The sequence below is a fragment of the Pantoea trifolii genome (assembly GCF_024506435.1).
Classification (GTDB): Bacteria; Pseudomonadota; Gammaproteobacteria; order Enterobacterales; family Enterobacteriaceae; genus Pantoea; species Pantoea trifolii.
On record NZ_JANIET010000002.1, the window covers coordinates 268,485 to 291,669 of the forward strand.

The 23,185-nt window shown below is 53.0% G+C and carries 24 protein-coding genes and 1 pseudogene; 14 read left to right on the forward strand and 11 right to left on the reverse strand.

Features of this window, described 5'->3' with window-relative positions; genetic code table 11:
• Positions 1-9 precede the first annotated feature (9 nt).
• From NQH49_RS20625 to NQH49_RS20645, 5 genes are all read left to right on the forward strand, one after another.
• Positions 10-1,023, forward strand: a complete 1,014-nt coding sequence (locus NQH49_RS20625) for a LacI family DNA-binding transcriptional regulator (RefSeq protein WP_256698620.1) — start codon at positions 10-12, stop codon at positions 1,021-1,023.
• Between the two features lie 63 nt (positions 1,024-1,086).
• Positions 1,087-1,569 carry a glutathione peroxidase gene (locus tag NQH49_RS20630; RefSeq protein WP_256698621.1) on the forward strand — a complete coding sequence of 161 codons (483 nt, stop codon included), beginning with the start codon at positions 1,087-1,089 and terminating at the stop codon, positions 1,567-1,569.
• 158 nt (positions 1,570-1,727) lie between these two features.
• Positions 1,728-2,486 carry a MurR/RpiR family transcriptional regulator gene (locus NQH49_RS20635; protein WP_256698622.1) on the forward strand — a complete coding sequence of 253 codons (759 nt, stop codon included), beginning with the start codon at positions 1,728-1,730 and terminating at the stop codon, positions 2,484-2,486.
• A 117-nt stretch (positions 2,487-2,603) separates the two neighbouring features.
• Positions 2,604-4,112: a PTS transporter subunit EIIC gene (locus NQH49_RS20640; protein WP_256698623.1), complete on the forward strand. Its 1,509-nt coding sequence runs from the start codon at positions 2,604-2,606 to the stop codon at positions 4,110-4,112.
• Positions 4,113-4,128: 16 nt separating this feature from the next.
• On the forward strand, positions 4,129-5,562 hold the full coding sequence (locus NQH49_RS20645; protein ID WP_256698624.1) for a 6-phospho-beta-glucosidase: 1,434 nt from the start codon (positions 4,129-4,131) through the stop codon (positions 5,560-5,562).
• A 40-nt stretch (positions 5,563-5,602) separates the two neighbouring features.
• Here NQH49_RS20645 and NQH49_RS20650 read toward each other — a convergent pair whose 3' ends face one another.
• A complete protein-coding gene (locus NQH49_RS20650; RefSeq protein ID WP_256699129.1) occupies positions 5,603-6,289 on the reverse strand; it encodes a RipA family octameric membrane protein in 687 nt (228 codons plus the stop codon).
• A 178-nt stretch (positions 6,290-6,467) separates the two neighbouring features.
• Here NQH49_RS20650 and NQH49_RS20655 point away from each other — a divergent pair, with 178 nt between their 5' ends.
• On the forward strand, positions 6,468-6,821 hold the full coding sequence (locus NQH49_RS20655) for a DUF1428 domain-containing protein (RefSeq protein WP_256698625.1): 354 nt from the start codon (positions 6,468-6,470) through the stop codon (positions 6,819-6,821).
• Between the two features lie 205 nt (positions 6,822-7,026).
• Complete coding sequence (locus NQH49_RS20660) at positions 7,027-7,890, forward strand: substrate-binding domain-containing protein (RefSeq protein WP_256698626.1); 864 nt, start codon at positions 7,027-7,029, stop codon at positions 7,888-7,890.
• Positions 7,891-7,934: 44 nt separating this feature from the next.
• Here the strand turns inward: NQH49_RS20660 and NQH49_RS20665 are convergent, their stop codons facing one another.
• The 4 genes from NQH49_RS20665 to NQH49_RS20680 form a co-directional block, all read right to left on the reverse strand.
• Positions 7,935-8,474 carry a cysteine hydrolase family protein gene (locus NQH49_RS20665; RefSeq protein WP_256698627.1) on the reverse strand — a complete coding sequence of 180 codons (540 nt, stop codon included), beginning with the start codon at positions 8,472-8,474 and terminating at the stop codon, positions 7,935-7,937.
• Between the two features lie 288 nt (positions 8,475-8,762).
• Positions 8,763-9,053, reverse strand: a complete 291-nt coding sequence (locus NQH49_RS20670) for a hypothetical protein (RefSeq protein WP_256698628.1) — start codon at positions 9,051-9,053, stop codon at positions 8,763-8,765.
• Between the two features lie 117 nt (positions 9,054-9,170).
• Positions 9,171-9,422 (reverse strand): regulatory protein YcgZ, encoded by a 252-nt coding sequence (gene ycgZ / locus NQH49_RS20675; RefSeq protein ID WP_256698629.1) that lies wholly within the window; start codon positions 9,420-9,422, stop codon positions 9,171-9,173.
• Between the two features lie 285 nt (positions 9,423-9,707).
• Complete coding sequence (locus NQH49_RS20680; protein ID WP_256698630.1) at positions 9,708-10,541, reverse strand: oxidoreductase; 834 nt, start codon at positions 10,539-10,541, stop codon at positions 9,708-9,710.
• A 111-nt stretch (positions 10,542-10,652) separates the two neighbouring features.
• Between NQH49_RS20680 and NQH49_RS20685 the strand changes: the two genes are divergently transcribed.
• Together NQH49_RS20685 and NQH49_RS20690 are read left to right on the forward strand one after the other, a co-directional pair.
• On the forward strand, positions 10,653-11,588 hold the full coding sequence (locus tag NQH49_RS20685) for an AraC family transcriptional regulator (RefSeq protein ID WP_256698631.1): 936 nt from the start codon (positions 10,653-10,655) through the stop codon (positions 11,586-11,588).
• 54 nt (positions 11,589-11,642) lie between these two features.
• Positions 11,643-12,845: an FAD-dependent oxidoreductase gene (locus NQH49_RS20690; RefSeq protein WP_256698632.1), complete on the forward strand. Its 1,203-nt coding sequence runs from the start codon at positions 11,643-11,645 to the stop codon at positions 12,843-12,845.
• A 159-nt stretch (positions 12,846-13,004) separates the two neighbouring features.
• On the opposite strand, the gene yddG is transcribed toward NQH49_RS20690, so the two are convergent.
• Positions 13,005-13,892 carry an aromatic amino acid DMT transporter YddG gene (yddG, locus tag NQH49_RS20695; RefSeq protein WP_256698633.1) on the reverse strand — a complete coding sequence of 296 codons (888 nt, stop codon included), beginning with the start codon at positions 13,890-13,892 and terminating at the stop codon, positions 13,005-13,007.
• A 129-nt stretch (positions 13,893-14,021) separates the two neighbouring features.
• Positions 14,022-14,873 carry a Vmh family MBL fold metallo-hydrolase gene (locus tag NQH49_RS20700; RefSeq protein WP_256698634.1) on the reverse strand — a complete coding sequence of 284 codons (852 nt, stop codon included), beginning with the start codon at positions 14,871-14,873 and terminating at the stop codon, positions 14,022-14,024.
• A gap of 121 nt (positions 14,874-14,994) precedes the next feature.
• Here NQH49_RS20700 and NQH49_RS20705 point away from each other — a divergent pair, with 121 nt between their 5' ends.
• Positions 14,995-15,873, forward strand: coding sequence for a LysR family transcriptional regulator (locus NQH49_RS20705; protein ID WP_256698635.1), 879 nt, complete (start codon positions 14,995-14,997; stop codon positions 15,871-15,873).
• Positions 15,874-15,994: 121 nt separating this feature from the next.
• Here NQH49_RS20705 and NQH49_RS20710 read toward each other — a convergent pair whose 3' ends face one another.
• A complete protein-coding gene (locus tag NQH49_RS20710; RefSeq protein WP_256698636.1) occupies positions 15,995-16,759 on the reverse strand; it encodes an AraC family transcriptional regulator in 765 nt (254 codons plus the stop codon).
• Positions 16,760-16,876: 117 nt separating this feature from the next.
• On the opposite strand from NQH49_RS20710, the gene NQH49_RS20715 reads away from it, so the two are divergent.
• Together NQH49_RS20715 and NQH49_RS20720 are read left to right on the forward strand one after the other, a co-directional pair.
• Positions 16,877-17,665 carry a sulfite exporter TauE/SafE family protein gene (locus tag NQH49_RS20715; RefSeq protein WP_256698637.1) on the forward strand — a complete coding sequence of 263 codons (789 nt, stop codon included), beginning with the start codon at positions 16,877-16,879 and terminating at the stop codon, positions 17,663-17,665.
• Positions 17,666-17,833: 168 nt separating this feature from the next.
• Positions 17,834-19,159: an HdeD family acid-resistance protein gene (locus NQH49_RS20720; protein WP_256698638.1), complete on the forward strand. Its 1,326-nt coding sequence runs from the start codon at positions 17,834-17,836 to the stop codon at positions 19,157-19,159.
• A gap of 72 nt (positions 19,160-19,231) precedes the next feature.
• Here NQH49_RS20720 and NQH49_RS20725 read toward each other — a convergent pair.
• Both NQH49_RS20725 and NQH49_RS20730 read right to left on the reverse strand, forming a co-directional pair.
• A pseudogene (locus tag NQH49_RS20725) lies at positions 19,232-19,570 on the reverse strand (substrate-binding domain-containing protein); the annotation flags it as partial.
• On the reverse strand, positions 19,539-20,609 hold the full coding sequence (locus NQH49_RS20730; protein ID WP_293793634.1) for an ABC transporter substrate-binding protein: 1,071 nt from the start codon (positions 20,607-20,609) through the stop codon (positions 19,539-19,541). The gene NQH49_RS20730 and the pseudogene NQH49_RS20725, both read right to left, overlap by 32 nt.
• 100 nt (positions 20,610-20,709) lie before the next feature.
• Between NQH49_RS20730 and NQH49_RS20735 the strand changes: the two genes are divergently transcribed.
• Positions 20,710-21,045, forward strand: a complete 336-nt coding sequence (locus tag NQH49_RS20735; RefSeq protein ID WP_256698639.1) for a DMT family transporter — start codon at positions 20,710-20,712, stop codon at positions 21,043-21,045.
• 39 nt (positions 21,046-21,084) lie between these two features.
• Here the strand turns inward: NQH49_RS20735 and NQH49_RS20740 are convergent, their stop codons facing one another.
• Positions 21,085-22,137, reverse strand: a complete 1,053-nt coding sequence (locus NQH49_RS20740; protein ID WP_256699131.1) for an SDR family oxidoreductase — start codon at positions 22,135-22,137, stop codon at positions 21,085-21,087.
• Between the two features lie 97 nt (positions 22,138-22,234).
• Here NQH49_RS20740 and NQH49_RS20745 point away from each other — a divergent pair, with 97 nt between their 5' ends.
• Entirely contained in the window at positions 22,235-23,134 is a 900-nt protein-coding gene (locus tag NQH49_RS20745; protein WP_256698640.1) for a LysR family transcriptional regulator, read from the forward strand.
• Positions 23,135-23,185: the final 51 nt, after the last annotated feature.

The following is a 23,185-nucleotide window of genomic DNA, read 5'->3' on the forward strand; positions in this document are numbered from 1 at the left end:
CCTCAACTTATGGCAAGGTCATTCTCCATTAAGCAAATCGCGGCACAGTCTGGCGTCAGCAAAGCCACGGTCGACAGAGCATTGCATCAACGCGGCAGTGTCAGTCCACGCACTGCCCGACGCATTGCTCAGGCGATCCGCGACCTGGAATTACAGCAGCGCGCCAGCCTGGCAAGCGGTCGCACGCTACCGATCGATCTGGTGATGCACGCGCCAGAGCGATTCAGTTCGTTAGTGCTAGCGGCGCTGCTTAGTCAAATCAACAGCTTCGCGCCTTTCCGACTAACGTTGCGTTGCCACATTTTTGAAGAGATCTCGCCTGAAGATCTGCAGCGTGAGCTGCGCCGCTGTGGCAATGACAGTTATGGCGTGTTGCTCAAAGCAAGCGATCACCCTTTGCTCAAGAATACGATTGCGGAGCTGGCGGCCCTCAACGTGCCGGTGGTAACGCTCGTTACTGATTTACCGTCAAGCGAGCGCATCAGCTATGTCGGCATGGATAATGATGGTGCCGGTCGAACGGCGGCCTGGCTGATGTCGCGGTGGCTGCCTGCTGCCGTGCAAACGGTCGCCGTTGTGATCAGCAGCACGGGCTTTCGCGGGGAAGAGCAGCGCATGGAGGGCTTCATTCAGGCGTTGAGTCAGCGAGCGCCGTATTTGAAGATTAAAGCTGTCAGTGAAGGTTACGGTATCGATTCACTCACTTTTACCCAGATGTGCACAGCGCTGGAACAGGATCCCTCGATCCAATCTATTTATAGCGTGGGGGGCGGAAATGGTGCCATTTTGCAGGCTTTTTCAGCGATGCACCGCGAGGTAAACGTTTTCATTGGCCATGATCTGGATGAAGAAAATCGCCGGCTACTCGCTGCTGAAGAGATGGATGCGGTGATTGACCATGATCTTCATGAAGATGCGCGATCGGCGTTTAAAGCAATCCTGCGTTTTCACGGCTTTTTGCCCGAAGCCGAAGATGAAACGGCATCATCACGCGTTATTGTCGTCACGCCGTTCAATATTTGAGGCACTAGCGATGGCTAAGTGGCAATATCGACGCCAAACCGCTATTGCTCTGAGGATTTTGATATGACCACCTTTCACCAACTCAATGCCATCAGCCTGCGTGGCCAGCCTATCTCAATGGCCGATTTCACCGGCAAGCTGGTTCTGGTGGTTAACACCGCCAGCCATTGTGGATTCACGCCACAATATGCCGGTCTCGAAGCACTTTACAAAAAGCACGCCGCTCAGGGGCTGGTGATCCTGGGGTTCCCCTGTAACCAGTTCGGTAAGCAGGAACCCGGCAGCGCCGATGATATCGCGCAGACCTGCCAAATTAACTACGGTGTGAGCTTTCCGATGTTTGAGAAAGTTGAGGTCAACGGCGCCGCAACGCATCCGGTTTTTCGCTATCTAAAAGACGAATTGCCCGGCGTGCTGGGAGGGCGCATCAAGTGGAACTTCACTAAGTTTCTCATCGGACGTGATGGCAAACCGCTCAAGCGTTTTGCGCCAATCACCACTCCGGAGAAAATGGAAGCCGCAATCCTTGCTGCACTAGAAAGCTAATAGTGATTCCGTCTCTCGACGTCCGAAATGTGCGAGCTATCACAATTAACAACATTTCTTTTTAAGCAATTAGCCTGTTTCTACCTTAAACATCCCCTGCATGTCACGGTTTGTGACATGATAAACGTCATAAATGACCTGCCAGGATGTTTAAATATATGTTTGACGCAAGAAAGTTATCCACTTTAAACGCCCTCGAAAGCTGCGTGCACAATTATATTATCAAAAACATTAATGCCGTTATTTATATGACGATAAGGGAGCTTGCCGATAATTCGGGTGTGTCTACCGCAACGATTCTGCGATTCTGTAAAAAAATGGATTTCAATGGTTACTCAGAACTCAAAGCCAGTATGAAGTTACACCTGAACAGAAATAGCACATTACTTATTCCTCATGGCGCTGAGGAAATATTAACCTTTTTTAAAAGCATCAGAAACGATGAGTTTGATGAGATGATTAAGCAGGCAGCAGAGTATATTCGTGATGCAGAACGGGTGTTCTTTGCCGGCGCTGGCAGCTCTGGCACGCTTGGCAGGTATGGCGCCCGTTTCTTCTCTAACATGGGCAAGTTCAGCAATCACATTGACGATCCCTATTATCCGGTGAGCTCGGACATGGTGCAGAGTTCAGTGGCTATCGTGCTTTCTGTCTCTGGCGAAACCCCCGAAATAGTGAAACTCGCCAGACAATTTGTTATTCACCATTGCAAAGTGATTGCGATAACCTGTAATCCTGATTCAACCCTGGCAAAACTCGCTGACTTTATTGTTCCCTATCATGTGTCCCGCATTTTAATTGATAACGAATACGATATTACCACGCAGGTTCCGGTTATTTTTATTCTTGAATCAATAGGCAGAAAACTGGTGGTGAATAATGTCAGTGAGATGTCACGTGGTGTGACATTTTTGTAATTGTCGACCGGTTATAACATATTGTGACTTCGTGACATTGCCAAAGCGATTTTCTAACATTGCCGCGATGAGTTCGCCTCTGACGGACTGAATTCCCTCTGGCAATGGAAGAAAACCATGGCAATAAATTATACGGATTCTGCGAAAGAGATCGTAAAGCTGATAGGTAGCGATAATAACGTGATAAGTGTCACGCATTGCGCCACACGTCTGAGGTTTGTGCTTAAAGATTATGCTCTGGTCGAGGTTGAATCACTCAAGCGGGTGAAAGGGGTGATTACCGCGATGCAGGCCAGCGGCCAGATGCAGGTGGTTATCGGCAATCACGTCGGTGATGCTTACCGCGAAGTGCAAAATCTACTCAATATCGATGAAAGTGTTGCGGTAACACCGCCTAATGTCGGTATTGTTAGCCGCGTTATGGATATCATCTCCAGCATCTTTGCGCCTTTCCTCTATCCGCTGGCAGCCTGCGGTGTGCTGCAGGGCATCATTTCGCTGCTGACCGCCATCGGCTGGATGGATCCGGCAAGCGGCACCTATCGCATTCTTAATTTTGTTTCGTGGACCGGCTTTACCTTCCTGCCCGTCATGGTGGCTTTTACCGCCGCGAAAAAATTCAACGTAAATCCGTTTACAGCGGTAATCGCCGCCTGTGCGCTGGTGTCGCCGGATTACCTGAATATGCTGACGGCCAACAAAATACTCACCGCCAACTCAGCCGATCCAGCTGTGCATGCTTTGATGCAGAGCGCGGTTGAAAACCCGGCTATTTCAAAAGTGCTGGTGGAGATTGCTGGCATTCCGCTGGATGCCGCGCCGCTGACCTTTATGGGCTTGCCGGTTCAGTATCTGAGTTACACCTCGTCGGTGATCCCGATTATTTTGATGGTTTGGGGCATGTCGTATGTTCAGCGGTTCTTTGAGCGCCTGCTACCGATGGTGATACGCAACCTGTTCACGCCGATGTTCTGTCTCGCCATCATGGTTCCACTCACGCTGCTGGCATTTGGTCCGGTCGGTAACATGATTGGTGGCGCCATCGGTGGCGTTTACAACACGCTCTATCACCTCAGTCCTTCCGTTGCCGGATTTGTGGTCGGTGCCTTGTGGATGCCGCTGGTTACATTAGGCGTGCATTGGGGCATCACGCCCGTGACCGTCGGCAACTATGCAACCTTGGGCTACGACACCTTTACCGGCTTACAAGCTTCTGCGGTATTTGGCATGGCGGGTGCGGTGCTTGGCGTCTACCTGAAGGCGAAAGATGCTGAGCTCAAGCGTATGGCGCTCTCTGCAGGTGTGACGGCGCTGTTTGGTATCACTGAACCCGCCATCTACGGTGTGGCATTACGCCTAAAACGGCCAATGATCTGTGGCTGCCTCGCGGGTGCTGCAGGCGGCATGATTGCCGGTGCATTCAACGCGGTTTCATGGAGTTACTGCATTCCAGGTATTGCCGTCCTGCCGGTGTTCTTTAAAGAAGGGCACATGACGCAATTCCTCGGCTTCCTGATATCCATTTTCGTTGCATTCGTTTTGGGCATGGTCTTCTCCTGGGTAGCGGGATTCAAAGAAGACAGCCAGCCAGACGTTCGCCCTGTGCCGCAGCCTGGCACCATCTGATCAAGAGATACTTATTATGAATAATCAATTCCCAAAAAATTTCATGTGGGGCGGCGCGGTTGCGGCTCACCAGGTCGAAGGTGCGTGGGATAAAGGCGGAAAAGGCCCGAGCATTGTCGATGTGCTGACCAGCGGGGCGCACGGCGTTGATCGCGTTATCACCTCGGGCATTCAGGATGACTGCTTTTATGCCAATCACGAGGCATCCGACTTTTACCATCGTTATCCTGAAGACATCGCGCTGCTGGCCGAAATGGGCTTCCGCTGCTTCCGCACCTCAATTGCATGGTCGCGTATTTTTCCGCGCGGCGATGAAGCTTTACCGAACCAAGAGGGGCTGCGTTTTTACGATGCATTATTTGATGAGCTGTTGAAATACGGGATTGAACCCGTTATTACGCTGTCCCATTTTGAAATGCCCAATTTCCTGGTCACCGAATATGGCGGCTGGAAAAATAGAAAGGTTTTGGACTTCTTTGTCCACTTCAGCGCAGTGGTTATTGAACGCTTCCAGCACAAAGTAAAATACTGGATGACCTTCAATGAAATTAATAATCAGCGCAACTGGAAAACCCCGCTTTTCGGTTATTGCTGTTCCGGTGTTATTTTCACCCACGAGCCTAATCCTGAAGAGTGCATGTATCAGGTTCTGCATCATCAATTTGTTGCCAGTGCTCAAGTGGTGAAGTTAGGACACGACATTAATCCTGAACTGAAAATTGGCTGCATGATCGCCATGGTGCCGCTGTATCCGTTTTCCTGTCACCCAGATGACGTGATGTATGCCCAGGAAGCGATGAGGGAACGATTCTTTTTTAGTGATGTTCACATGCGCGGTCATTATCCGGCTTATATCCTCAATGAATGGCAGCGCAAGGGATACCACATTGCGATGGAGCCCGATGATGCGCAGATCCTGCGCGAAGGATGTGCCGATTATATCGGGCTGAGCTATTACATGAGTAATGCAGTCAGTAAAGAAAATGCCGGCAGCGGGACCGCACTATCAGGATTCGAAGGAAGTGTTCCGAATCCACACGTTAAAGCCTCCGATTGGGGCTGGCAGATCGATCCGGTAGGCCTGCGTTATGTGCTGAATATTCTCTATGAGCGTTATGAAAAGCCGCTTTTCGTGGTTGAAAACGGTTTTGGTGCCATCGACAAATTGGATGAAAAGGGCGAGGTCAATGACGACTACCGCATCGACTATCTGCGCGCGCATATTGAACAGATGAAAAAAGCCGTCACCGAAGATGGTGTCGATCTTATGGGATATACTCCTTGGGGATGTATTGACTGTGTATCCTTTACCACTGGCCAATACAGCAAGCGTTATGGCTTTATCTACGTAAATAAAAACGATGATGGTAGCGGAGATTTTGCCCGCTCGAAGAAGAAGAGTTTTGACTGGTATCGCCGGGTCATCGCCAGCAACGGCGAAGAACTCTAACAAAATTAGGTGCGACAAGGATGTCGCACCTACAAAATTTTTAAGGCTTCTCTTTCTCTTCTTCAGCCGGAATCAGCGGTTCATCAATGGCGATGGATGAATTAGATTTCAGCAGCTGAATATCCAGAATCACGTAGGTCATAGTGGTAATGAATAACGAAATCACGCTGCCAATCACGCCGCTGGTGGTGAAGGTGAAATAGTTATACATCACCACCCAGGTCACACAAATAAACAGCGCCAGCGCAACGTTAATTGCCGACTGCGAATAATCGGTGGTGCGTGATCCCATTTCATTAATTTGCCGACTGAAATTCGCGCCGCTGTATTTCTCCAGCACAAAAATTCCCTGTTCCCAATTACGCAAACGACGTGCGCCGCTGCGGGTGAGAAATACGTAGAGCAGCGAGACAAATAAACCGGAGAAGGCGATCAGTACCGGCACCGCTTCCAGCGCATAAGCGAGGCTTTTATGGCTGGATGCCTGCGGCGTGAGATCCAAAGTTAATGACGCACCCAGCGCGGCATATAAAAACACAAACAGCAGCAGAAACAGCGCGTTGCGCCGCCAGTCGAGATCGGCTTCGTGATTCTTCTGCTGGCGCGCGCTGTGCAGCGCCTGCTGTAATAACGTGGCATTGGTGGATGCGGTGTCAATACTTTCAATCTCTTCAGCCAATAAGCGGTGAATAAACGGCTGATCGGCCGGTTCAATGGTGATGCGCATAGATTTCTCGGTAACGTAACGATCAAAGGCGTCAGTGTAACGTAAATCGCCTGGCTCGCGCAGAATCTGCGAGTAAGCGCGCAATTTTCCATCTATGTTTCGGTTCGCATCGCACATTATTTGTACAATTGATGGGCGGTTATTACTGACCGCGCAAATCACGACGGAGTAATGAGCTATGTCGTATGTTGATGGTTTTGTCGTAGCGGTGCCGGAAGCCAATAAGGAGGATTATCGTGCCATGGCGGCCAAAGCCGCGCCGCTGTTCAAAGAGTTTGGCGCCACGCGTATCGTCGAGTGCTGGGCAGACGATGTGCCTGAAGGCACGCAGACCGATTTCTATCGCGCTGTAAAAGCCGAAGAGGGCGAAACGGTGGTTTTCAGCTGGATCGAATATCCCTCGCGAGAAGCGCGTGACGCCGCCAATGCCAAAATGATGTCCGATCCGCGCATGAAAGAGATGGGCGAGAATATGCCGTTCGACGGTAAACGCATGATTTATGGCGGATTCGCGATTTTGCTGGAGGAGTAGTTGAGCGCTAAGGCGTTGAGATGGTCGCCATGAATGGCGACCCTACGACTTGGCGCTCTATCTCCGTCCGATATCATTTATGATCTTCAAAATCTGAACTGACCTCTAAGCGATTGGCGCTCGCAGATTATTCGGGTAACGTGGAATGCTTAACTTTGTTACCTACAAATAATTACCGCACGCTAAGTTGCAGGAGAGTCAGTCCATGGCCGTAAATTCAAACATCGTCGGCATTGTCAGCGATGAGTTCACCAATCCCAATACCGTAAAACTGCTCAATGAAGTTACGCGCCAGCTGAATGCACGCGGCTTGATTACGCTGCTGCTCAATGCCAATTCCCGTGAAAGTTATCAAAGCGCGCTTCATAACGCCGCGCAACTTCCTGTCAGCGCTTTAGTGTTTCTGACCTCGCTGTTCAGCGATGAGTTGAGTGTGGCAGCCGATATCCTGCCGCAGGCCAAAACCGTCCATCTAAGCCACAGCGCCAGCGCGGATGCCAACGTCGTGATTGCCGATGGTTATGACGCAGGTGCAGAGATGGGATTGTTGCTGCTGTCGCAAGGTCATCAACGGTTCGGCTTTATGCACAGCCAGCAAAACAGCGCGACTGCGCGCCAGCTGGATGGTTTTGTCGCCAGCCTGCAAGCAGAACAGAAAGAACTGAAAATCGAGCTCTCTGCCGGTGGCAACGATCGCGAGCTGGCTTATCAGGCGATGATGGCGTATTTGAAGAAAACGCGTGCTGCCGAGCGCATCAATGCGCTGTTCTGCGAAAGCGATGTGTTGGCGTTTGGTGCGTTACAAGCGGTGCGTGACTTCGCACAAGGTGCTCATGTTGCGGTGGTGGGTTTTGATGATGTCGATGAAGCGCGCGCGTCAACCTGGCATCTCACCAGTTGGGCGCAGCGTCGTGATTTGCTGGTGGCTGAAGCGTTGAATCGTTTATTGGAGAACCTCGCTGATACCAGTAACGCCTGGCAGCAGGGCGAGTTACAGGTGCGCCATTCGCATCACGGCAAGCATGTGCCGGGCGAAATGTCGCAGTGCGGCTGTGCGATTCGGCATTGATAGCAAGAACCAGCGGTGCGCATTGCTGCGCACCAAATCTCTATTTACACCGCAAATGAATATTCGACACACGCTGATAGCTGCACAAAGGGCCCAGCCAAGGTTTGATTATGGTGCGCAATAATCTGCTCAGCGCTCAGCACGCCGTTATCCACCGAAGTATGTCCATCCTCAATCAGCACAACGCGAAAACCTAAATCTGCGGCAGCACGACAAGTGGTATCCACGCAGTATTCGCTCTTCATTCCAACAATCACTAACTCTTGAATATCGGCACTTTTCAGGGCTGACAGTAATTCAGTTTCGCGGAAACAGTTGGGATAGCGCTTCACAAATACCCGATCGTGCGATGCATCCATCTGCAGTTCAGGAATCAATTGAGTCAGCGGACCGCTTTCGGCGAAGGGCGATCCATCCGGTCCGGAGTGGCGAGCGAAGAAAACCGGCGCATGCGCTAGATGGGCTAACGCGATCAGCTGATTGATATTGGCTAAAACAGATTCCGCCGCATAGGGCGCTGGCGTAGCGTGAAATAACCCATTCTGCATATCAATGACTAACAAGGCTTTATGTTGTGGCTGCATGGTGTGTCTCCTTTCTGCATGCTATGAACGGAGACCATTCCCCGTCCAGTGATTGACGGGGCTGAGGATGCTGGAGCTTATCTCTTCGCTACAGATGCACACACGCCGCCGCCATATGCGGTGGTGGTGGTGGTTTCTGTGATTAACGCGTTGAAGATAGACATAAAAGCTCGCCAGAATGTGGTGTGAGTGTTGAATCTAACAGAGTGCCAGAAGAAAACAAGGGTGAAGTGTTAACAGCTATGAAACCAAAAGGCGAACGCGGATTAACCGGCGTTCGCCCAATGTTTAATGCTTGGTGCCATTACCTGAACCGTCACGATTGCGGAAAATATGCGTCACGTTGTCGGTATTCTTGATCGCCACTCCGTTCGACTGCGGTGTTTCAATATGATTCATCACTTCCGACATCGCGCGACTTAGTGCTTGCTGGCGCGGTGGATCGCGCTCAATCGACGCCATCCCACGCAATTTATCCAGCAACGCGCGAGGTGAAAGCGGGCCGGATTTTTTCAGCAACTGTAAAATTGCATCGCCCATGATGATGTCGGTGAGCCGTTCTTCATCACTTCTGTACATAGATTCTCTCTGGTTACCGCGGCAGACCTGCGGCAAATAACAAAGTGGATTCAGTCTTAACCGGGCGCGAATGAGGCGGAAACCACTTGGTTAATTCTCAGGACAGCAGCGCCTGGTTTAGGATTCTCGTTCTACAGAAAACATCAGTCCAATTAACTGCTGATAGTGAATTTCTGCTTCAGTACCGCGCGCTTGTTCCATACGGCACAGCAACTTAGTACACAGCGTTTTACGGCTTAGCGTCCGTCCTGAACGTAAGATCTCAACCACAATTAGTCCCAGCGTTTCCTGCTGCGAAGGCAAAGAGGCTTCTTTGAAGTAGCGCGCAATAGCTTCCGACGCTGTTGAAAGATTGCGATCCTGACGCATGGTTCCATCCTTAAGTTAACGTATGACTTTCGCCATCAAACTTATACAAGTTTAATTAATATGTACAGGAATATGGCGAATCAACTACGCAGCGATTTGGCCAAAAGTGCTAATTTATTATTAACAATAACTTAAGGAAAGGGTAGGCAATGCTGAGTGTATTCCGCGCAATACTCGTCACTTAAGCGTCTTTAGGTCGCCATGAATGGCGACCCTACAAAGGCTTGGCGCGTTTTTTGTAGGGGGCACATTCATGCGCACCTGCATACCAACGTTTTGATTCCATCAGCCATCCGTCGATCGCGTCAGCGTTTCCCAGCAATCTATCTCTGCGCTTAATGATTCATTCTTCTGCCGTACCAACCCCAAAGCATCACTGCCCAGCAACATATGCGCCGGGGGATTGCTGCTTTCGATCACCTCCAGCATCGCGCTGGCGGCTTTGAGCGGATCGCCCAACTGCTTGCCGCTCTTCTCCTCTCGTGCCTGGCGAATCGGGTCAAACAGCGCATCGTAATCGGCGATGCTGCGTTCACTGCGCACCATGGAACGACCGGCCCAATCGGTGCGAAACGATCCCGGAGCAACGGCGGTCACGTGGATGTTGAAGGGCGCCAGCTCTTTGCTCAGAGTGTCCGAAATCCCTTCCAGCGCAAACTTGCTGCCGCAGTAATAGCTGATGCCGGGCATGGTGATAAAACCGCCCATTGAGGTGATGTTGATGATGTGGCCGTGACGGCGCTGGCGCATAAAGGGCAGCAAGGCTTTAATCATCGCCACCGCGCCAAACACGTTGACATCAAACTGGCGGCGCATTTCTTCAAGTGATGACTCTTCCATCACCCCTTCATGACCGTACCCGGCGTTGTTCACCAACACATCAATCGGGCCAACGTGGGATTCAACATTGGCAATCACCGCATCAATGGCGGCGAAATGGGTGACATCCAGCTCATAGGCGAAAGCATTTTCCGCATGCAAACTTTCAAACTCAGCCTTTGCGGCAGCATTGCGCACCGTACCGACCACGCAATAGCCACGACTTAGTGCAACTTGTGCCAATGCGCGACCAAATCCGCTGCTGACGCCGGTAATGAATAATGTTTTAGTCCTGGACATTTGCGGTTTCTCCTCAAAAAGTAGAGGATGCATAATAATCTGACGATTAAACGGCAATAAGACCTTATTTTGTATATTCCTTGCCTAATCTTATGAAGGTGATGTTTCTCGATGAAAGAAACGCTCCAGCTGAAAACGGTAGAACTGCTTAAAACGCTAGCGTCGCAGGAAGGTTACAACCTGACTGCGCTGCCGGACGTGCGCATCCTGCGTTCCGATCGGCCGCTGGCGCGCACGCCGGTGCTGTACGATCCGGGCATCGTGATTGTGTGTCAGGGATCGAAGCGCGGTTTCTTTGGCGATCAAGTCTATCTGTACGATGAGCAACATTATTTGGCGGTTTCGGTGCCAGTGCCTTTTACCATGGAAACGGCGGCGTCAGCGGAATATCCGCTGCTGGCGATTTATCTGCATCTCGACTTCACTGTGGCGACTGAATTGCTGTTGCAGCTGGAGCAGCAGGACGTGACGTTTGAGAGCCAGGCAGCGCAGAGCATGATGTCGAGTCCGATGGATCAGACGCTGCGCGAAACGGTGTTGCGCTTCCTCACCACGCTAAATCATCCGCTGGACGCAAAGATGCTTGGCCCCGCGCTGGTACGTGAACTCTATTATCGCGTGCTGACCGGTGCGCAGGGCAGCGCGATGCGAGCGGCGCTCACCTTACAAGGGCAATTTGGCAAAGTGGGCAAAGCGCTGAGCCACATTCACGCGCACTATGCGCAGCCGCTAACGCTCGGACAACTGGCGGCGCTGGCGGGCATGAGCGTGCCCACGTTTCACACCCATTTCAAAAGCATCACCCATCAGCCGCCGATGCAGTATGTGAAATCGGTACGATTGCATCAGGCGCGCATGTTGATGGTGCGTAGGGAGATGACGGCGTCATCGGCCAGCCACGCGGTGGGCTATGAAAGTGCTTCGCAATTTAATCGCGAGTTCAAACGTCTGTTTGGGTTACCGCCCGCTGAAGAGATCAAACGCATGCAGCGTCACTTTGCCGTGACGCCGGCGCACGAGCCATCGCGATTCGTTTCCTCACATTAATGCCAGCCTGTGCTATAAATGATAACCATTATCATTTTTGGCGTGAGGCACAGGATGCAGGCAGCTGAGGTAAACGCGCTAAGCGCGGATTGTTGTATCGTTGGCGGCGGTCCGGCGGGATTGATGCTGGGCTATTTACTGGCGCGCTCGGGTTTACGCGCCGTGGTAATCGAGAAGCATCCCGACTTCCTGCGCGATTTTCGCGGCGACACCATTCATCCTTCAACGCTGGAGATCATGCGCCAGCTTGGCTTGCTGGATGAGCTGCTGACCTTACCGCATCAACGCGCGGAGAAGCTGCAAGCGGAAGTGGCTGGTGAAGAGATCACTATGGCCGATTTCTCACGTTTGCCGGTTCAGTGCCGCTTTATCGCCTTTATGCCGCAGTGGGATTTTCTCAACTTTCTTGCGAAAAAAGCTTTTGAATTTCCGGGGTTTACTCTGCTGCAATCCACCGCATTTGATGACTTTATTTATGAGGATGGCGCAATCAGTGGCGTTAAAACGTTACAGGGTAACGAGCGTCACATTATTCGTACTTCATTAGTGATAGGCGCAGATGGCCGCAATTCGCAGGTCAAAGCTAAAGCCGGATTAACCGGTCAAAGCTTTGGTGCGCCACGCGATGTATTGTGGTTTAGGCTGGAGAAACATCCTGACGATCCGCAGCTGGGTATGGGACATAAAGGGCCGAAGCAGAACTTCATTGTCATCGATCGCGGTGATTACTGGCAGTGCGGTTACACCATCCAGAAAAATCAGTTCGACGAGTTAAAACTGGCGGGTTTGGACGCGCTGAAAAGCACCATGGCGCAGGTGGCACCGTTCAGTGCAGAGCGCATGGCGGAAGTCGATGAGTGGGACAAACTCAAGCTATTGTCAATTCGCATCGACCGCCTTGATCACTGGATGAAACCCGGCGTGCTCTGTATCGGCGATGCTGCTCATGCGATGTCGCCGATTGGCGGGGTTGGGGTTAACCTGGCGATTCAGGATGCGGTGGCCGCAGCCAATATGCTGACCAAACCGCTGCAGCAGGGGAATGTTGCCTTACAGGATCTGCAAAAAGTGCAGCGGCGCCGCCAGTTTCCAACGGTCGCCACCCAGTTCCTGCAAATCAAAATGAGCAGCAACAAACGCAAACGCACCACACCGAGCAAAGTGCCACAGATGATCAGCCGCTTTCCGTTCCTGCGCCACCTCTTTGGTCGCTTAATTGGCCTCGGATTCCGTACTGAAAAGCCGCGTTATATATAACCGGCAAAAAAAAAGCCCGCTAAGCGCGGGCCAGGTAAACGTTACCAATCTGAAATTCTCGTAGCAACGCATTGCTGTGTGTTGCGTCGCTATAATAGCAACATAACGCAGGTTGTGCAGGAAATGATCAGCGAGAAAATTTTGTGCTAAGGATAAGCATTACGCTTGCTGCACGCGCGTTGACCACCAGCACATTAGCGATCCGACGCTAACCATCGCGGTGCCTTGCCAGAAAGCGATGGTCAGATGCGAGCGCAATATAAAGACGGCGAGAAGCGATGAGATGATCGGAATGAAGTAGGACGCGGCGGCCAAAATGGTGACGTTGCCATGCAGAATGCCAACATTCCATGCAGCATAGCCAAAGCCCATCGCCATCGCAGCCAGCGCCAGACTGATGCAAACCCCAACGGATAACACAAACGGCGGTTGTGGCGAGAGCAAAAACTTCAGCCACAGCGTCAGCGCTGTCAGGATAAAGAACAGGGTTATGCCATTGCTGCCGTTAGCAATTTTTTTTGTTACCACACAATATACCGCCCAGATCACCGCGCCGCTTAATGCCAGGCCATAACTCAACGGATTATCCATCACATTATTGGCGATCTCGCTGAATGAAAAACCCTGATCGCCGCCCAAAACGCGACAAATGCCTGCAACCGCCAGCAACATGCCCGGAATAATCAGCGGATGCGTTTTTTGCCGATTCACTATCACCGCTAAAAGGATGGTCAAACTTGGCCACAGATAATTGACCATGCCAACTTCAATCGCCTGGCGTCCGCTGTGGGTAAAGCCTAGTGAAAGCGACAGGCAGAGTTCATAACAGACGAACAGTACGCTGCCGATAATCAAATAGCGGCGCGGAAAAGCACGCAGTTTTGGCAAGCCTACAGTGAAAATCAGCAAAACCGCGCTGGCACTGTAGATCAGCGCCGCACCGCCCACCGGGCCAAATCCTTCGCTGACAGTTTTAATCAGTCCTACAATCGCGCTCCACAGCAGAATGGCCATTAAACCAATCAGCGTCGCCTTCTTTTGGGGCATGACCCGCAACCTTATTTCGCAAATTCGGGCCAAAATCCTATCAAATCAAATGCGCTTTGTATTTGCTGGATTACCTGCGGTCTTTCGAGAGGTCGCCATTCATGGCGACCTCACTCACGGAAACATCCATTACCACTTCATCTCGCCGGTATTCACTTTGGCGCTCAGATCCAACGAACTCTCCTCCGGCAGATGCGGATAAGCCGCTTTCATGGTCTCGATCACCTGCGCTGAACCTTTATGCTGCTGTAACGCTTTCTCAAAGGTTTGCAGATAGTTCAAGGTAAAGGTAATTGCCGCATCACCCGCCGGGCGCTCGCCGAGATAATGGCCCGGAATCACCTGTTTAGGCTGTAGTTTTTGCATCTCGCTTAGCACATTACGCCACTGCTGACGAACAGCTGGCGTTTGCGTATCGGCGGTCCAGACGTGAATGCCGGAAGCCACACCGGTGCCGCCGAGAATCGCTTTGTTGGCAGGGATCCACACGTAAGCGGCGTAATCATTGGCGTGACGCAGTTCCAGCGTTTCACCGTCGACTTTAAAGCTGGTGGCATGCGTAACCTGCGGAACATACAGCTGTTTTGGTGCGCCGTCCTTCATCTGCGGGCCCCAATACGCCAGCTTGGCGGCTTTGGTCGCTTCGATGTGTTTCACCACGTCCGACGTCGCCACAATCTTCACCTGCGGGAACGCTTTTACAATCGGTTCCAGACCAAAATAGAAGTCAGGATCGCCGGAGGTGATAACAATCTGCGTCAGCTTTTTACCGCTGGCTTTAATCATCTGCACCAGTTTTTCACCGTCTTTGGTGCTGAATTGCGCATCAAACAGTATCGCTTCATGCGGACCGGAAACCAGCGTGGAAGAGACCGGGAAAATGCCATTCTCCTGCGGGTTATACACTTCTAGATTGAGTGGTGCAGCGAAGGCAGGCAGGGTGGCAAAGGCCAATGCCAGTGTCAGCGTTTTCATTTTCATCGAATTTTCCTTTATCCGGCACTTCGCCGTATTTGTGGCTCTATTGTAGGGAAATCGCTGGCTGGTAGAATTCCCGAAACTGGATATGATCAGTTTCATAAAACGATCAGATGGAGCCAACATGGACAGAGTCACTGCGGCAACAGTGTTTAACCGCATTTGCGAACTGGGCAGCTTAAGTGCTGCGGCGCGTGCACTGGATATTTCGCGGCCGATGGTCAGCCGCTACCTGGATGAAATGGAGAAGTGGGCTGGCGCGCGTTTACTGCACCGATCATCGCGCAAGCTAACCATCACACCCGCTGGCGAGAAGATCCTCGAAAAATCGCGCGCGCTAGCCAGATTGGCTGAAGAGATTGCCGATCAGGGCGCGGATAGCGAGCCGCACGGCACGTTGCGCGTCGCATGTGCGCACTCCACCGCCACGCATATTCTGGGGCCGATGATCCCGGCATTCCTGGCGCGTTTCCCGGCGGTGCGCATCGAGCTGGAGATCAACAATCAGCCGGTGAGTTTGATCGGTGAGCGCATTGATGTGGCGGTGCGCATTACCGACGATCCCGAACCTGGCGCCATTGCCCGACGTTTAGGCGAGTGTGTTTCGGTGATTTGCGCGTCACCGGGCTATCTGCAGGCGCATGGTTCGCCGCACACGCCAGCCGATCTCGCGCAGCATAACTGCCTGCATTACAGCCGTTTCGCTGGGCAGAGCTGGCAATTTTTAGATGCGCACGGCGAAACAATCTCCGCAGCGGTGCACGGTAATTTCAGCGCCGGCATCTCGTCGGTGTTGTGTGATGCGGCGATTGCCGGTTGTGGACTCGCGATGGTGCCGGAAATGGAAGCGCGTCATGCCATCGACAATGGACAGCTGCAAACCGTATTGCCGGCTTATCAGCCAAAAACGCTGGCGATCTTTGGCCTTTACATGTCGCGTGAACGGCAGCCGGCAGCGCTGCGGGCGTTTTTAGATGCGGTGCAGCAGCAGTTAAACGCCTGAAAGTTCGACATGCATTTGGGCTTGAAGGAATGACAAAATAATCAGTGTGTTAGGCAAATAATTCTGGCTACGAAAAGCCGGTTTTCAGCCTGAAATCGCCAAAGTTGTGGCGAAAATTCGTTCAATTGTGGTCGATATAAAATGATGGCACCTGACCGGTGACGCGACGAAACATAGTGGAGAAAGCGGAGCTGCTGTCATAGCCGAGCGAGAGCGCCACCTCGTTTACCGATTTGCCCGCCACCAGCCACGCCAGCGCCGTCACCACGCAGGCACGCTGTCGCCAGGCCGAGAAAGACAAGCCGGTTTGCTGCAGGAAATGGCGGCGGAAGGTGCTGGGGCTCATAAACATCGCGCTGGCCCAGTCATCGGCCGCATCATGAATGGTTGGCGCCAGTAAGAAGTTCTGACATTGCGCCAACAGTGCCGGATGCTGTGGCAGCGGAATATCGAATTCACGTGCAGGCATCGCCGCTAGCTCCAGCAGCAGCAACTGCACCAGCGATCGATCGCGATCGGATGTATATAATAGTGGTAAATCAACCGCTTCAATCAACAACTGCCGCAGTAGCGGCGAGACGCTGATGACGCTACAGCGATCGCGCAATGCTGCCGCGCAAATCGGCTCGATATACAGGCTGCGCGTCGAGACGCCGACAAACTTCACGCTGTGCACAGTGTTCGGCGGAATCCACACCGCATGCTGTGGCGGTACCACCCATTCGCCCGCCTGCGTTGCGACGTGCATTAAACCCGTCGCACCATACAGCAGCTGCGCGCGGCGATGGCGATGCTCTGGCAGTACAAATCCCTGCGCGTAGTCATTGCCCAGCGCCACCACGTCACGATCAATATAGTCGTATTCATCAATGTGACTATTTCGCATCCCCGACATCCACCGCAAATTGACTGATTTGCAAGGGTAAATGAGCGCTGCGCAAATGGGAAGCGGGCTGCTTGCTGCGTAAGCTGCATCACTCTTTTCATGATGCAGAGAAAGGCGATGAACGAGCTGTTAATTATTGGGTTGGCGGGATTTGCGACCGGCATCACCACGGTGTTGTTTGGTTTTGGCGGCGGTTTTGTGGTGGTGCCGTTTGTCTATCAATTGCTGTTGCAGCAGCTGCTACTGGCGTCGCAGGCGATGCATATCGCGGTGGCAACCTCGACCGCCGTGATGATTTTCAACGCCGGTTGGGCCAGCTATCAAAACTGGCGAGCGGGCAAATTGCATGATGTCCCTTTGTTGCCGCTAATCTGGTTTATCGCGCTCGGTGCGGTGATCGGATCGTGGCTGGCGGGTGTGATGAGCGATATGTGGGTGCGCAGGCTGTTTATGCTTTACATGGTGGTGACTATCGCTGATTGCCTGCTACGGAAAGGCTTCTTTAGCCGCACTGCACCGCGAATGTTGACGCGGCTGACCGTCAGCGCGGGCGGCACAATGATTGGCGTGATCGCTGCCATGCTCGGCGTTGGTGGCAGCGTAATGACCGTGCCGCTGCTGCGTCGTCATGGTTATGCCATGCGCGATTGCGTCAGCGCGGCTAATCCGCTTTCGCTGCCGGTCGCCATTTTTGGCGCGATAACTTACGCCATCAGCGGCTGGCAGCAGATTCCTGCCAGCGGTTATCTCGGCTTTATCAGCTTGAAAATTTTACTGCTGCTGGTGGTCGCCGGTTTTATCGGGATGGTGTTTGCCCGCCGCTGTATTCCGGCGGTGCCCGATGTCTGGCATGCGCGTACCTATGTTCTGCTGCTATGCATAGTGTTAGTGGCTATCGCCGTGTAAACCGGTTAATCGTTAAGCCAATTCTAAGCTTCGCCACGTACAGTGCCCTCATTGTTACAACCATCAGTAAACGAAGTCAGAATTAGAGGGCGATCGCCGAACTCCTGCAGATTGCCCGCGTCTACAGAGCGTACTGAGCTTTGAGTTAAGCGCTGGAGTGTTCATTTGTTGCGATTACTGTTTCTGCTGATGGGTGGGCCGGCACTCAGATCCGGCTGGCCGTATCTCGCCGCATTAGGTGTGATTTGTCTGGGGGCCGGTGCCGGGATCGTGATGGATCTGCTGCAACATGGAACGGTCTCCTTTCCCTTGCAGCTCTTAGGCATGTTTTTGGCATTAGAGGGCGGAGCGGAAGCGTTAAATGCGTTTTACGCACCTGCCGGTATCGCCTGGCCGTCATTGATGAAATCGACGGTATTGCTGATCTTTGGCGCGCTGGTGTTTCTCGCTCCTCACGACAGCGGCGTGTGCCTTTCACTGGCATTCGCTACGGTGTTTTTACTCGATGGCGGTTTTCGCGTCATCTCATGTTGTCTGATGCGCTGTCGGCGCTGGACGCGCAAGTTAACGCTCGGCTGTAGCGAGTTGGTGTTCAGCGTGCTGATTGCCACCCACTGGCCGCTATCACCGCATGTGATTGTGCCGCTCTGTTTTGCGCTGTTGCTGTTGGGTTGGGGCATCAATCTGCTGGTGATGACGGCACAAATCCACGCCTTGCCCGTCAACACGAGTGTCACTGCATTGCCAATGTTTACGCGTGCCGGTCTGCGTGCGCCGCACGGATTAGGTTATGTGCATCCACCTATGGGGCAGCATGCGCCGAGTACGCCTCTTAACGTCTACATCTGGACGCCGGTGGGTTCCGGCGATGTGGCGGGGCGTCGTCCATGGTTTGATCGCTGGGTGGCGGCGATTGACCATCGCGGCGAAGTCTCTACCGGCCATACCTCGCTGGAGATGGGCGAAGAGATTTACATCAGCCTCTATCCTGCGGATGACGTTTCCCGCGATTTTCGTGGCTTTCTGAAAACGCTGCGGGCGAAAGAGGAGTTTGATGTGGAAGGGTGTTTCCTGCCTTCACTGGAGAAAGAGATCAAGGCGTGGTGCCGGCCCGACAAACGCCTGACGTTGCCACACTACAATCAGCAGGCGCTGCGAAATTTCTGGCTCAGCAACGCCAGCGACACGCGCTATAATCTGACCTCGCGTAACTGCTCCACCAGCGTGATTCAGGCGCTGGATGTCGCCACCGAAGGTTTGCTTGGCGAGCGCGGTTTACAGGGTCTATGGGTGCTGTTCAATCCTGACTTCTGGCTGTTGAGCCTGGTGCGCAGCCGCGCCGAAGGCATGACCTGGACGCCGGGATTGGTGATGGATTATTGCCTGCTGTTGCGCCAGGTTTTGGCACCGGCACAGCGCTTGAGTCGCTATAAAAGAGCGGCGAGTTGGCTACAGCAGCAGCTTGGTTATAAGCGTTCGGCTACCGATCCGTAAACGCCATAAAACCGTGCTGCTGCAGAAGCTTTTGCGCCGCAGCGGATGAGAGAAATGCCGCGAAAGCCTGCGCGGCGTTGAGGTCGCTAAGCGCAAATCATCCCGGCACAGCAACGATAGCCAATCATCCGCTTGCGTGACAATGTCACGCTTTATGGTTAGGCAAAGCGTATTAGCGGCAAACAATCCTGCTTCTGCTGCGCGTCCCGACTGCAATAGCGCTTCAGGATGCTGTCGATTGGCGGAAGCAAACAAGTCGCACGGTTCACCGGCCTCAATGCGCTGGCGCAGCAGGCCCGCTGGAGCGAAATCGGTGTTGACTTTGAGGCCGGAAAGCACGCTAAATGCCGCCACCAAATCCGGCCACACCGCGCGTAAACTACCGGCGGCCAGAATCTTCAGCATGGTCATGATAGTGCGTCCGGTAGAAGCGCTGATACCAGCGGTCGGCTTGTTGTTGCATATCGATGTCGCGGAATTTTTCCGGGTAGAGCTTTTTCGCCATCCACAGTTCGCCGAGGCCAATCGCTTCTGGCATCGGATAGCCCCAGGCTTTGGCGTATTCCGGCATCAGCCACACCCGATGATTTTTCACCGCGTCAATGGTTTGCCAGCGCGCATCCTGCTGGATCGCCTGCACCACGTTGGGATAGCGATCCTGCACGAATATCACCTGCGGATTCCACGCCACAACCTGTTCCATGCTGACCTGTTTGAAACCTTGCACCGTCGCAGCCGCCACATTGAATGCGCCCGCATGCGCCATCATCAAGCCGGTGTACTTTCCAGAGCCGTAAGTGGTGAGGTCGGGATTCGCCATATAAGCGCGCACGCGTTGCTGTTCTGGCAGATTCTTCAAACGATCGCTGACGATTTTGCGTCCGGCAAAGGCGGCATCAATCAATTCCTGCGCCTGTGTTGGCTTGTTAACCACATTGCCAATCAGCGTGATGCCTTCCTTAATGCCGAGATCGTAAGCCTGATCTTCATTCTGCATGCTGGGATTAATTTTGCCTTGCTGACCGGCGTCATCGTGACGCAGTGAAATCGCCAGCACCGGAATGCCTAAGGCAGAAATCTGGTCGATCATCTCTTTCGGCGCATAGTTGGTGACAAACACCACCTGCGGATGCAGCGCCACCAGCTTTTCCAAATCGACATGCGTCAAATCGCCGAGCATCGCTTTGTGCGTCAGTTCTGGCACCAATTGCGCATAACCTTCACCTAATTGTTGTTTCCAGTTCGCCAAAATCCCGACGATTTTATCGGTGGCGTTGAGCTGCACCAGCAGGTTCAGGGTCTGATGCTGCAGCACCACAACGCGATCAATCTTGTCTGGAATCTCCACCTGACGGCCAATTTGATCGGTGACGACGCGGCTGGCATAGCTGTGCAGGGAGGTAAACGTGAGAAACCCCGCGAGAATAATCCGCTTAAATGAGATGGGCATAAAGGCTCCTGAATTCGATATGCACCGGAGTATATAGCGATTGTGTGGAACGGGATATGATTGTTTAATGTGGCACCAACATCAGATAAAGGATGCTGAAATGAATAATGTTTACCTGATTCTCGCTATTTCAATCGTGGCGGAAACACTTGCAACAACCATGATGAAAGCCTCGCAGGGATTTACGCGGTGGGTTCCGAGCGTCGTGGTGGTGGTGGGCTATGCAATCTCATTTTATGGCCTTTCGCAGGTGGTTAAGCAGATGAATGTCGGCATCGCTTATTCTATCTGGGCCGGAATGGGCATCTTCCTTGTCTCCGTAATGTCGTACTTCTTCTATGGCCAGAAGCTGGATTGGCCAGCGATTATCGGGCTGATGTTAATCGGTCTTGGCATTGTGGTGATTCAGTTTTTCTCCAAAACCATTCTGCATTAATCGAGTAACAACAGGGAAGCGCAGGCTTCCCTGCTGGCGTCAAGGGATAATCCGAGCTGCGCGTAATTGCGTAAACAGCGTAAAGAACATCTCATCCGTTGCCTGATAACCGCTAAAACCCGCGCGCCGTAATTTGCTGCCGTCTCCAAACATGTCGTAATCCCAGCCAAAGACAAAATCGGCAAATTGCCCATCATTCAGCTGCAAGATATCCGGCTCGATCAGCTGATTTTGTTCAGCGATGTTTTGCCATCGGTCGCGGTAATCCTGGAAAAGCTGATGAAACGACAGATTTACCGCTGGCGCGCATTCCAGTTCAAACCAGCGGGCAATCGCCGGCCACAGTTCGCTCCAGCGCCACAAGTCGCCATTGTTAACGTTGAATGCCTGATTGTGGACGCCAGGCGCATTGGCCGCCCACAGCGTGGCCTGCGCGAGCAATCCGCTATCGGTGTGATCGACCATACTGTGCCAGGCGAGTGAAGAGCCGGGAAAACGCAGCGGCAAACCCTGAGATTTACACAGCGAGGCATAGATCGCGATGCTCAGCGCCAGGTTCATGGCATTGCCGGGCAGCGCGCTGCCGACCACGCCGGGACGCAAGGCATGCCAGTGCCAGCTTTTACCGCGCTGAAAGTCACTGAGCCAGCGCAGCTGTTCCGCATTGAATTCGGCTCCTGCCACGCCAGCATCGCTCTCACGCGCGGGCGTTTTGAAAGGCCCCAAATGTGCCCCATACACTTTGTATCCCTGCATTAAACTGACGCTGCGCAGCGGCGCGACCTTATCGATGTTAACCACCAGATTGCGCAGCATCGTCACGTTAGGCTCGACCATCTCGCGCCAGCTTTCGGCATTCTGCCACGCGCTGTAGAAGATATGCGTCACCTGATTGAGCGGGGCCAGTGCCTGTGCGCTCTGTTGCGCATCCAGCAGATCAACATGGATGAAAGGGATATCGTGCGTTGAGGCTCCGGGCTGGCGCGTCAGGCCGATCACCTGCCAATCCTGCTGACGCAGTACGGTGACCAGCTGACTGCCCACAATCCCAGTTGCGCCTGCCACCAATGCAACGTTATGTGTTTGCGACATCATGATTCTCCTGTGAACAATACAGCGGTAGTGTTATCTATTATTTTTATTGCTGATATCCCATAATTCAGATGTCACTTATCAGAAAAATCATTAAATGAATAACAAACTCAATGCTATCAACACCTTCATGCGCGTGGCGGAAGCCGGATCCTTTTCGGCGGCGGCACGCCTGTGCGGCATGAAACAATCCGCCGTGAGCCAGCAAATCGCCGCGCTGGAGGAGGAACTCGGCATCGTGTTGCTGCACCGCACCACGCGCGCCATGAAATTAACCGAGCAGGGCGAGCGTTATTTACAGCAGATGCAGCCGCTGGTTGCCGCGATGCAGGAAGTAGAGAGCCAGTTGCGTCCGGCGCAGCAAGCGCTGCAAGGTAGGGTGCATATCCAGTTACCCAGCGGATTAGGCCAGCGGTTTCTGCCGCATTTGCTGGCGCTGCAACGCGCGAACCCTGAACTGCATCTGACCATCGCGCTCGACGATCGTGTGGCTGAACTGGTGAGTGAAGGCGTGGATATCGCGTTGCGCCTGAGTGAAACGCCGCCTGAGATGTTTCCGGCGCGCTTACTGGCGCGTATTGAAACACCGCTGTTTGCTGCGCCTGAGCGGGTACGCGCAACACCGATCACCACGCTGGCAGAGTTGGCGGAGCATCCGCATGTCCGCTTCAGCGGCATCGATAAAGAGGCGCCGCTGCGCCTGATATCCCATCAGGACAGCGTGGCGCTGGCGGTGAATACCGTGTTTCGTGCCAACAGCAGCGAAGGGTTATTGCAGGCGCTGCAGGCGAATATCGGCGTCGGCGGCATGCAATTACCGCTGGTGCACGAAGCGTTGCAATCAGGATCGCTGGTGCGCATCTTGCCGCAATATCGCCTGCCAGACCGTTTTCTCTACGCGGTGTTTCCCGATGCGCGCTTCATCCCGCTGCGCGTCAGACGCGTGGTTGAGGTGCTCGAACAGGTTCTGGTGGATTTAATCCCTGCGGCTGATTAAGCCGTTCTCCATCGTGGCGCATGGCTGCGCCATTTTCGTGCTTCTAGTATC

What these genes read in the sequence shown, in the direction of transcription:
- NQH49_RS20685 (WP_256698631.1), top strand. Translation starts at nt 10,653, where the DNA reads ATGAAAGAAACGCTCCAGCTGAAAACGGTAGAACTGCTTAAAACGCTA.
- NQH49_RS20640 (WP_256698623.1), top strand. Translation starts at nt 2,604, where the DNA reads ATGGCAATAAATTATACGGATTCTGCGAAAGAGATCGTAAAGCTGATA.
- NQH49_RS20735 (WP_256698639.1), top strand. Translation starts at nt 20,710, where the DNA reads ATGAATAATGTTTACCTGATTCTCGCTATTTCAATCGTGGCGGAAACA.
- NQH49_RS20680 (WP_256698630.1), bottom strand. Translation starts at nt 10,541, where the DNA reads ATGTCCAGGACTAAAACATTATTCATTACCGGCGTCAGCAGCGGATTT.
- NQH49_RS20705 (WP_256698635.1), top strand. Translation starts at nt 14,995, where the DNA reads ATGGACAGAGTCACTGCGGCAACAGTGTTTAACCGCATTTGCGAACTG.
- NQH49_RS20670 (WP_256698628.1), bottom strand. Translation starts at nt 9,053, where the DNA reads ATGTACAGAAGTGATGAAGAACGGCTCACCGACATCATCATGGGCGAT.
- NQH49_RS20650 (WP_256699129.1), bottom strand. Translation starts at nt 6,289, where the DNA reads ATGCGCATCACCATTGAACCGGCCGATCAGCCGTTTATTCACCGCTTA.
- NQH49_RS20635 (WP_256698622.1), top strand. Translation starts at nt 1,728, where the DNA reads ATGTTTGACGCAAGAAAGTTATCCACTTTAAACGCCCTCGAAAGCTGC.
- ycgZ (WP_256698629.1), bottom strand. Translation starts at nt 9,422, where the DNA reads ATGCGTCAGGATCGCAATCTTTCAACAGCGTCGGAAGCTATTGCGCGC.
- NQH49_RS20740 (WP_256699131.1), bottom strand. Translation starts at nt 22,137, where the DNA reads ATGTCGCAAACACATAACGTTGCATTGGTGGCAGGCGCAACTGGGATT.
- yddG (WP_256698633.1), bottom strand. Translation starts at nt 13,892, where the DNA reads ATGCCCCAAAAGAAGGCGACGCTGATTGGTTTAATGGCCATTCTGCTG.
- NQH49_RS20665 (WP_256698627.1), bottom strand. Translation starts at nt 8,474, where the DNA reads ATGCAGCCACAACATAAAGCCTTGTTAGTCATTGATATGCAGAATGGG.
- NQH49_RS20745 (WP_256698640.1), top strand. Translation starts at nt 22,235, where the DNA reads ATGAATAACAAACTCAATGCTATCAACACCTTCATGCGCGTGGCGGAA.
- NQH49_RS20655 (WP_256698625.1), top strand. Translation starts at nt 6,468, where the DNA reads ATGTCGTATGTTGATGGTTTTGTCGTAGCGGTGCCGGAAGCCAATAAG.
- NQH49_RS20690 (WP_256698632.1), top strand. Translation starts at nt 11,643, where the DNA reads ATGCAGGCAGCTGAGGTAAACGCGCTAAGCGCGGATTGTTGTATCGTT.
- NQH49_RS20660 (WP_256698626.1), top strand. Translation starts at nt 7,027, where the DNA reads ATGGCCGTAAATTCAAACATCGTCGGCATTGTCAGCGATGAGTTCACC.
- NQH49_RS20630 (WP_256698621.1), top strand. Translation starts at nt 1,087, where the DNA reads ATGACCACCTTTCACCAACTCAATGCCATCAGCCTGCGTGGCCAGCCT.
- NQH49_RS20715 (WP_256698637.1), top strand. Translation starts at nt 16,877, where the DNA reads ATGAACGAGCTGTTAATTATTGGGTTGGCGGGATTTGCGACCGGCATC.
- NQH49_RS20710 (WP_256698636.1), bottom strand. Translation starts at nt 16,759, where the DNA reads ATGCGAAATAGTCACATTGATGAATACGACTATATTGATCGTGACGTG.
- NQH49_RS20700 (WP_256698634.1), bottom strand. Translation starts at nt 14,873, where the DNA reads ATGAAAATGAAAACGCTGACACTGGCATTGGCCTTTGCCACCCTGCCT.
- NQH49_RS20625 (WP_256698620.1), top strand. Translation starts at nt 10, where the DNA reads ATGGCAAGGTCATTCTCCATTAAGCAAATCGCGGCACAGTCTGGCGTC.
- NQH49_RS20730 (WP_293793634.1), bottom strand. Translation starts at nt 20,609, where the DNA reads ATGCCCATCTCATTTAAGCGGATTATTCTCGCGGGGTTTCTCACGTTT.
- NQH49_RS20645 (WP_256698624.1), top strand. Translation starts at nt 4,129, where the DNA reads ATGAATAATCAATTCCCAAAAAATTTCATGTGGGGCGGCGCGGTTGCG.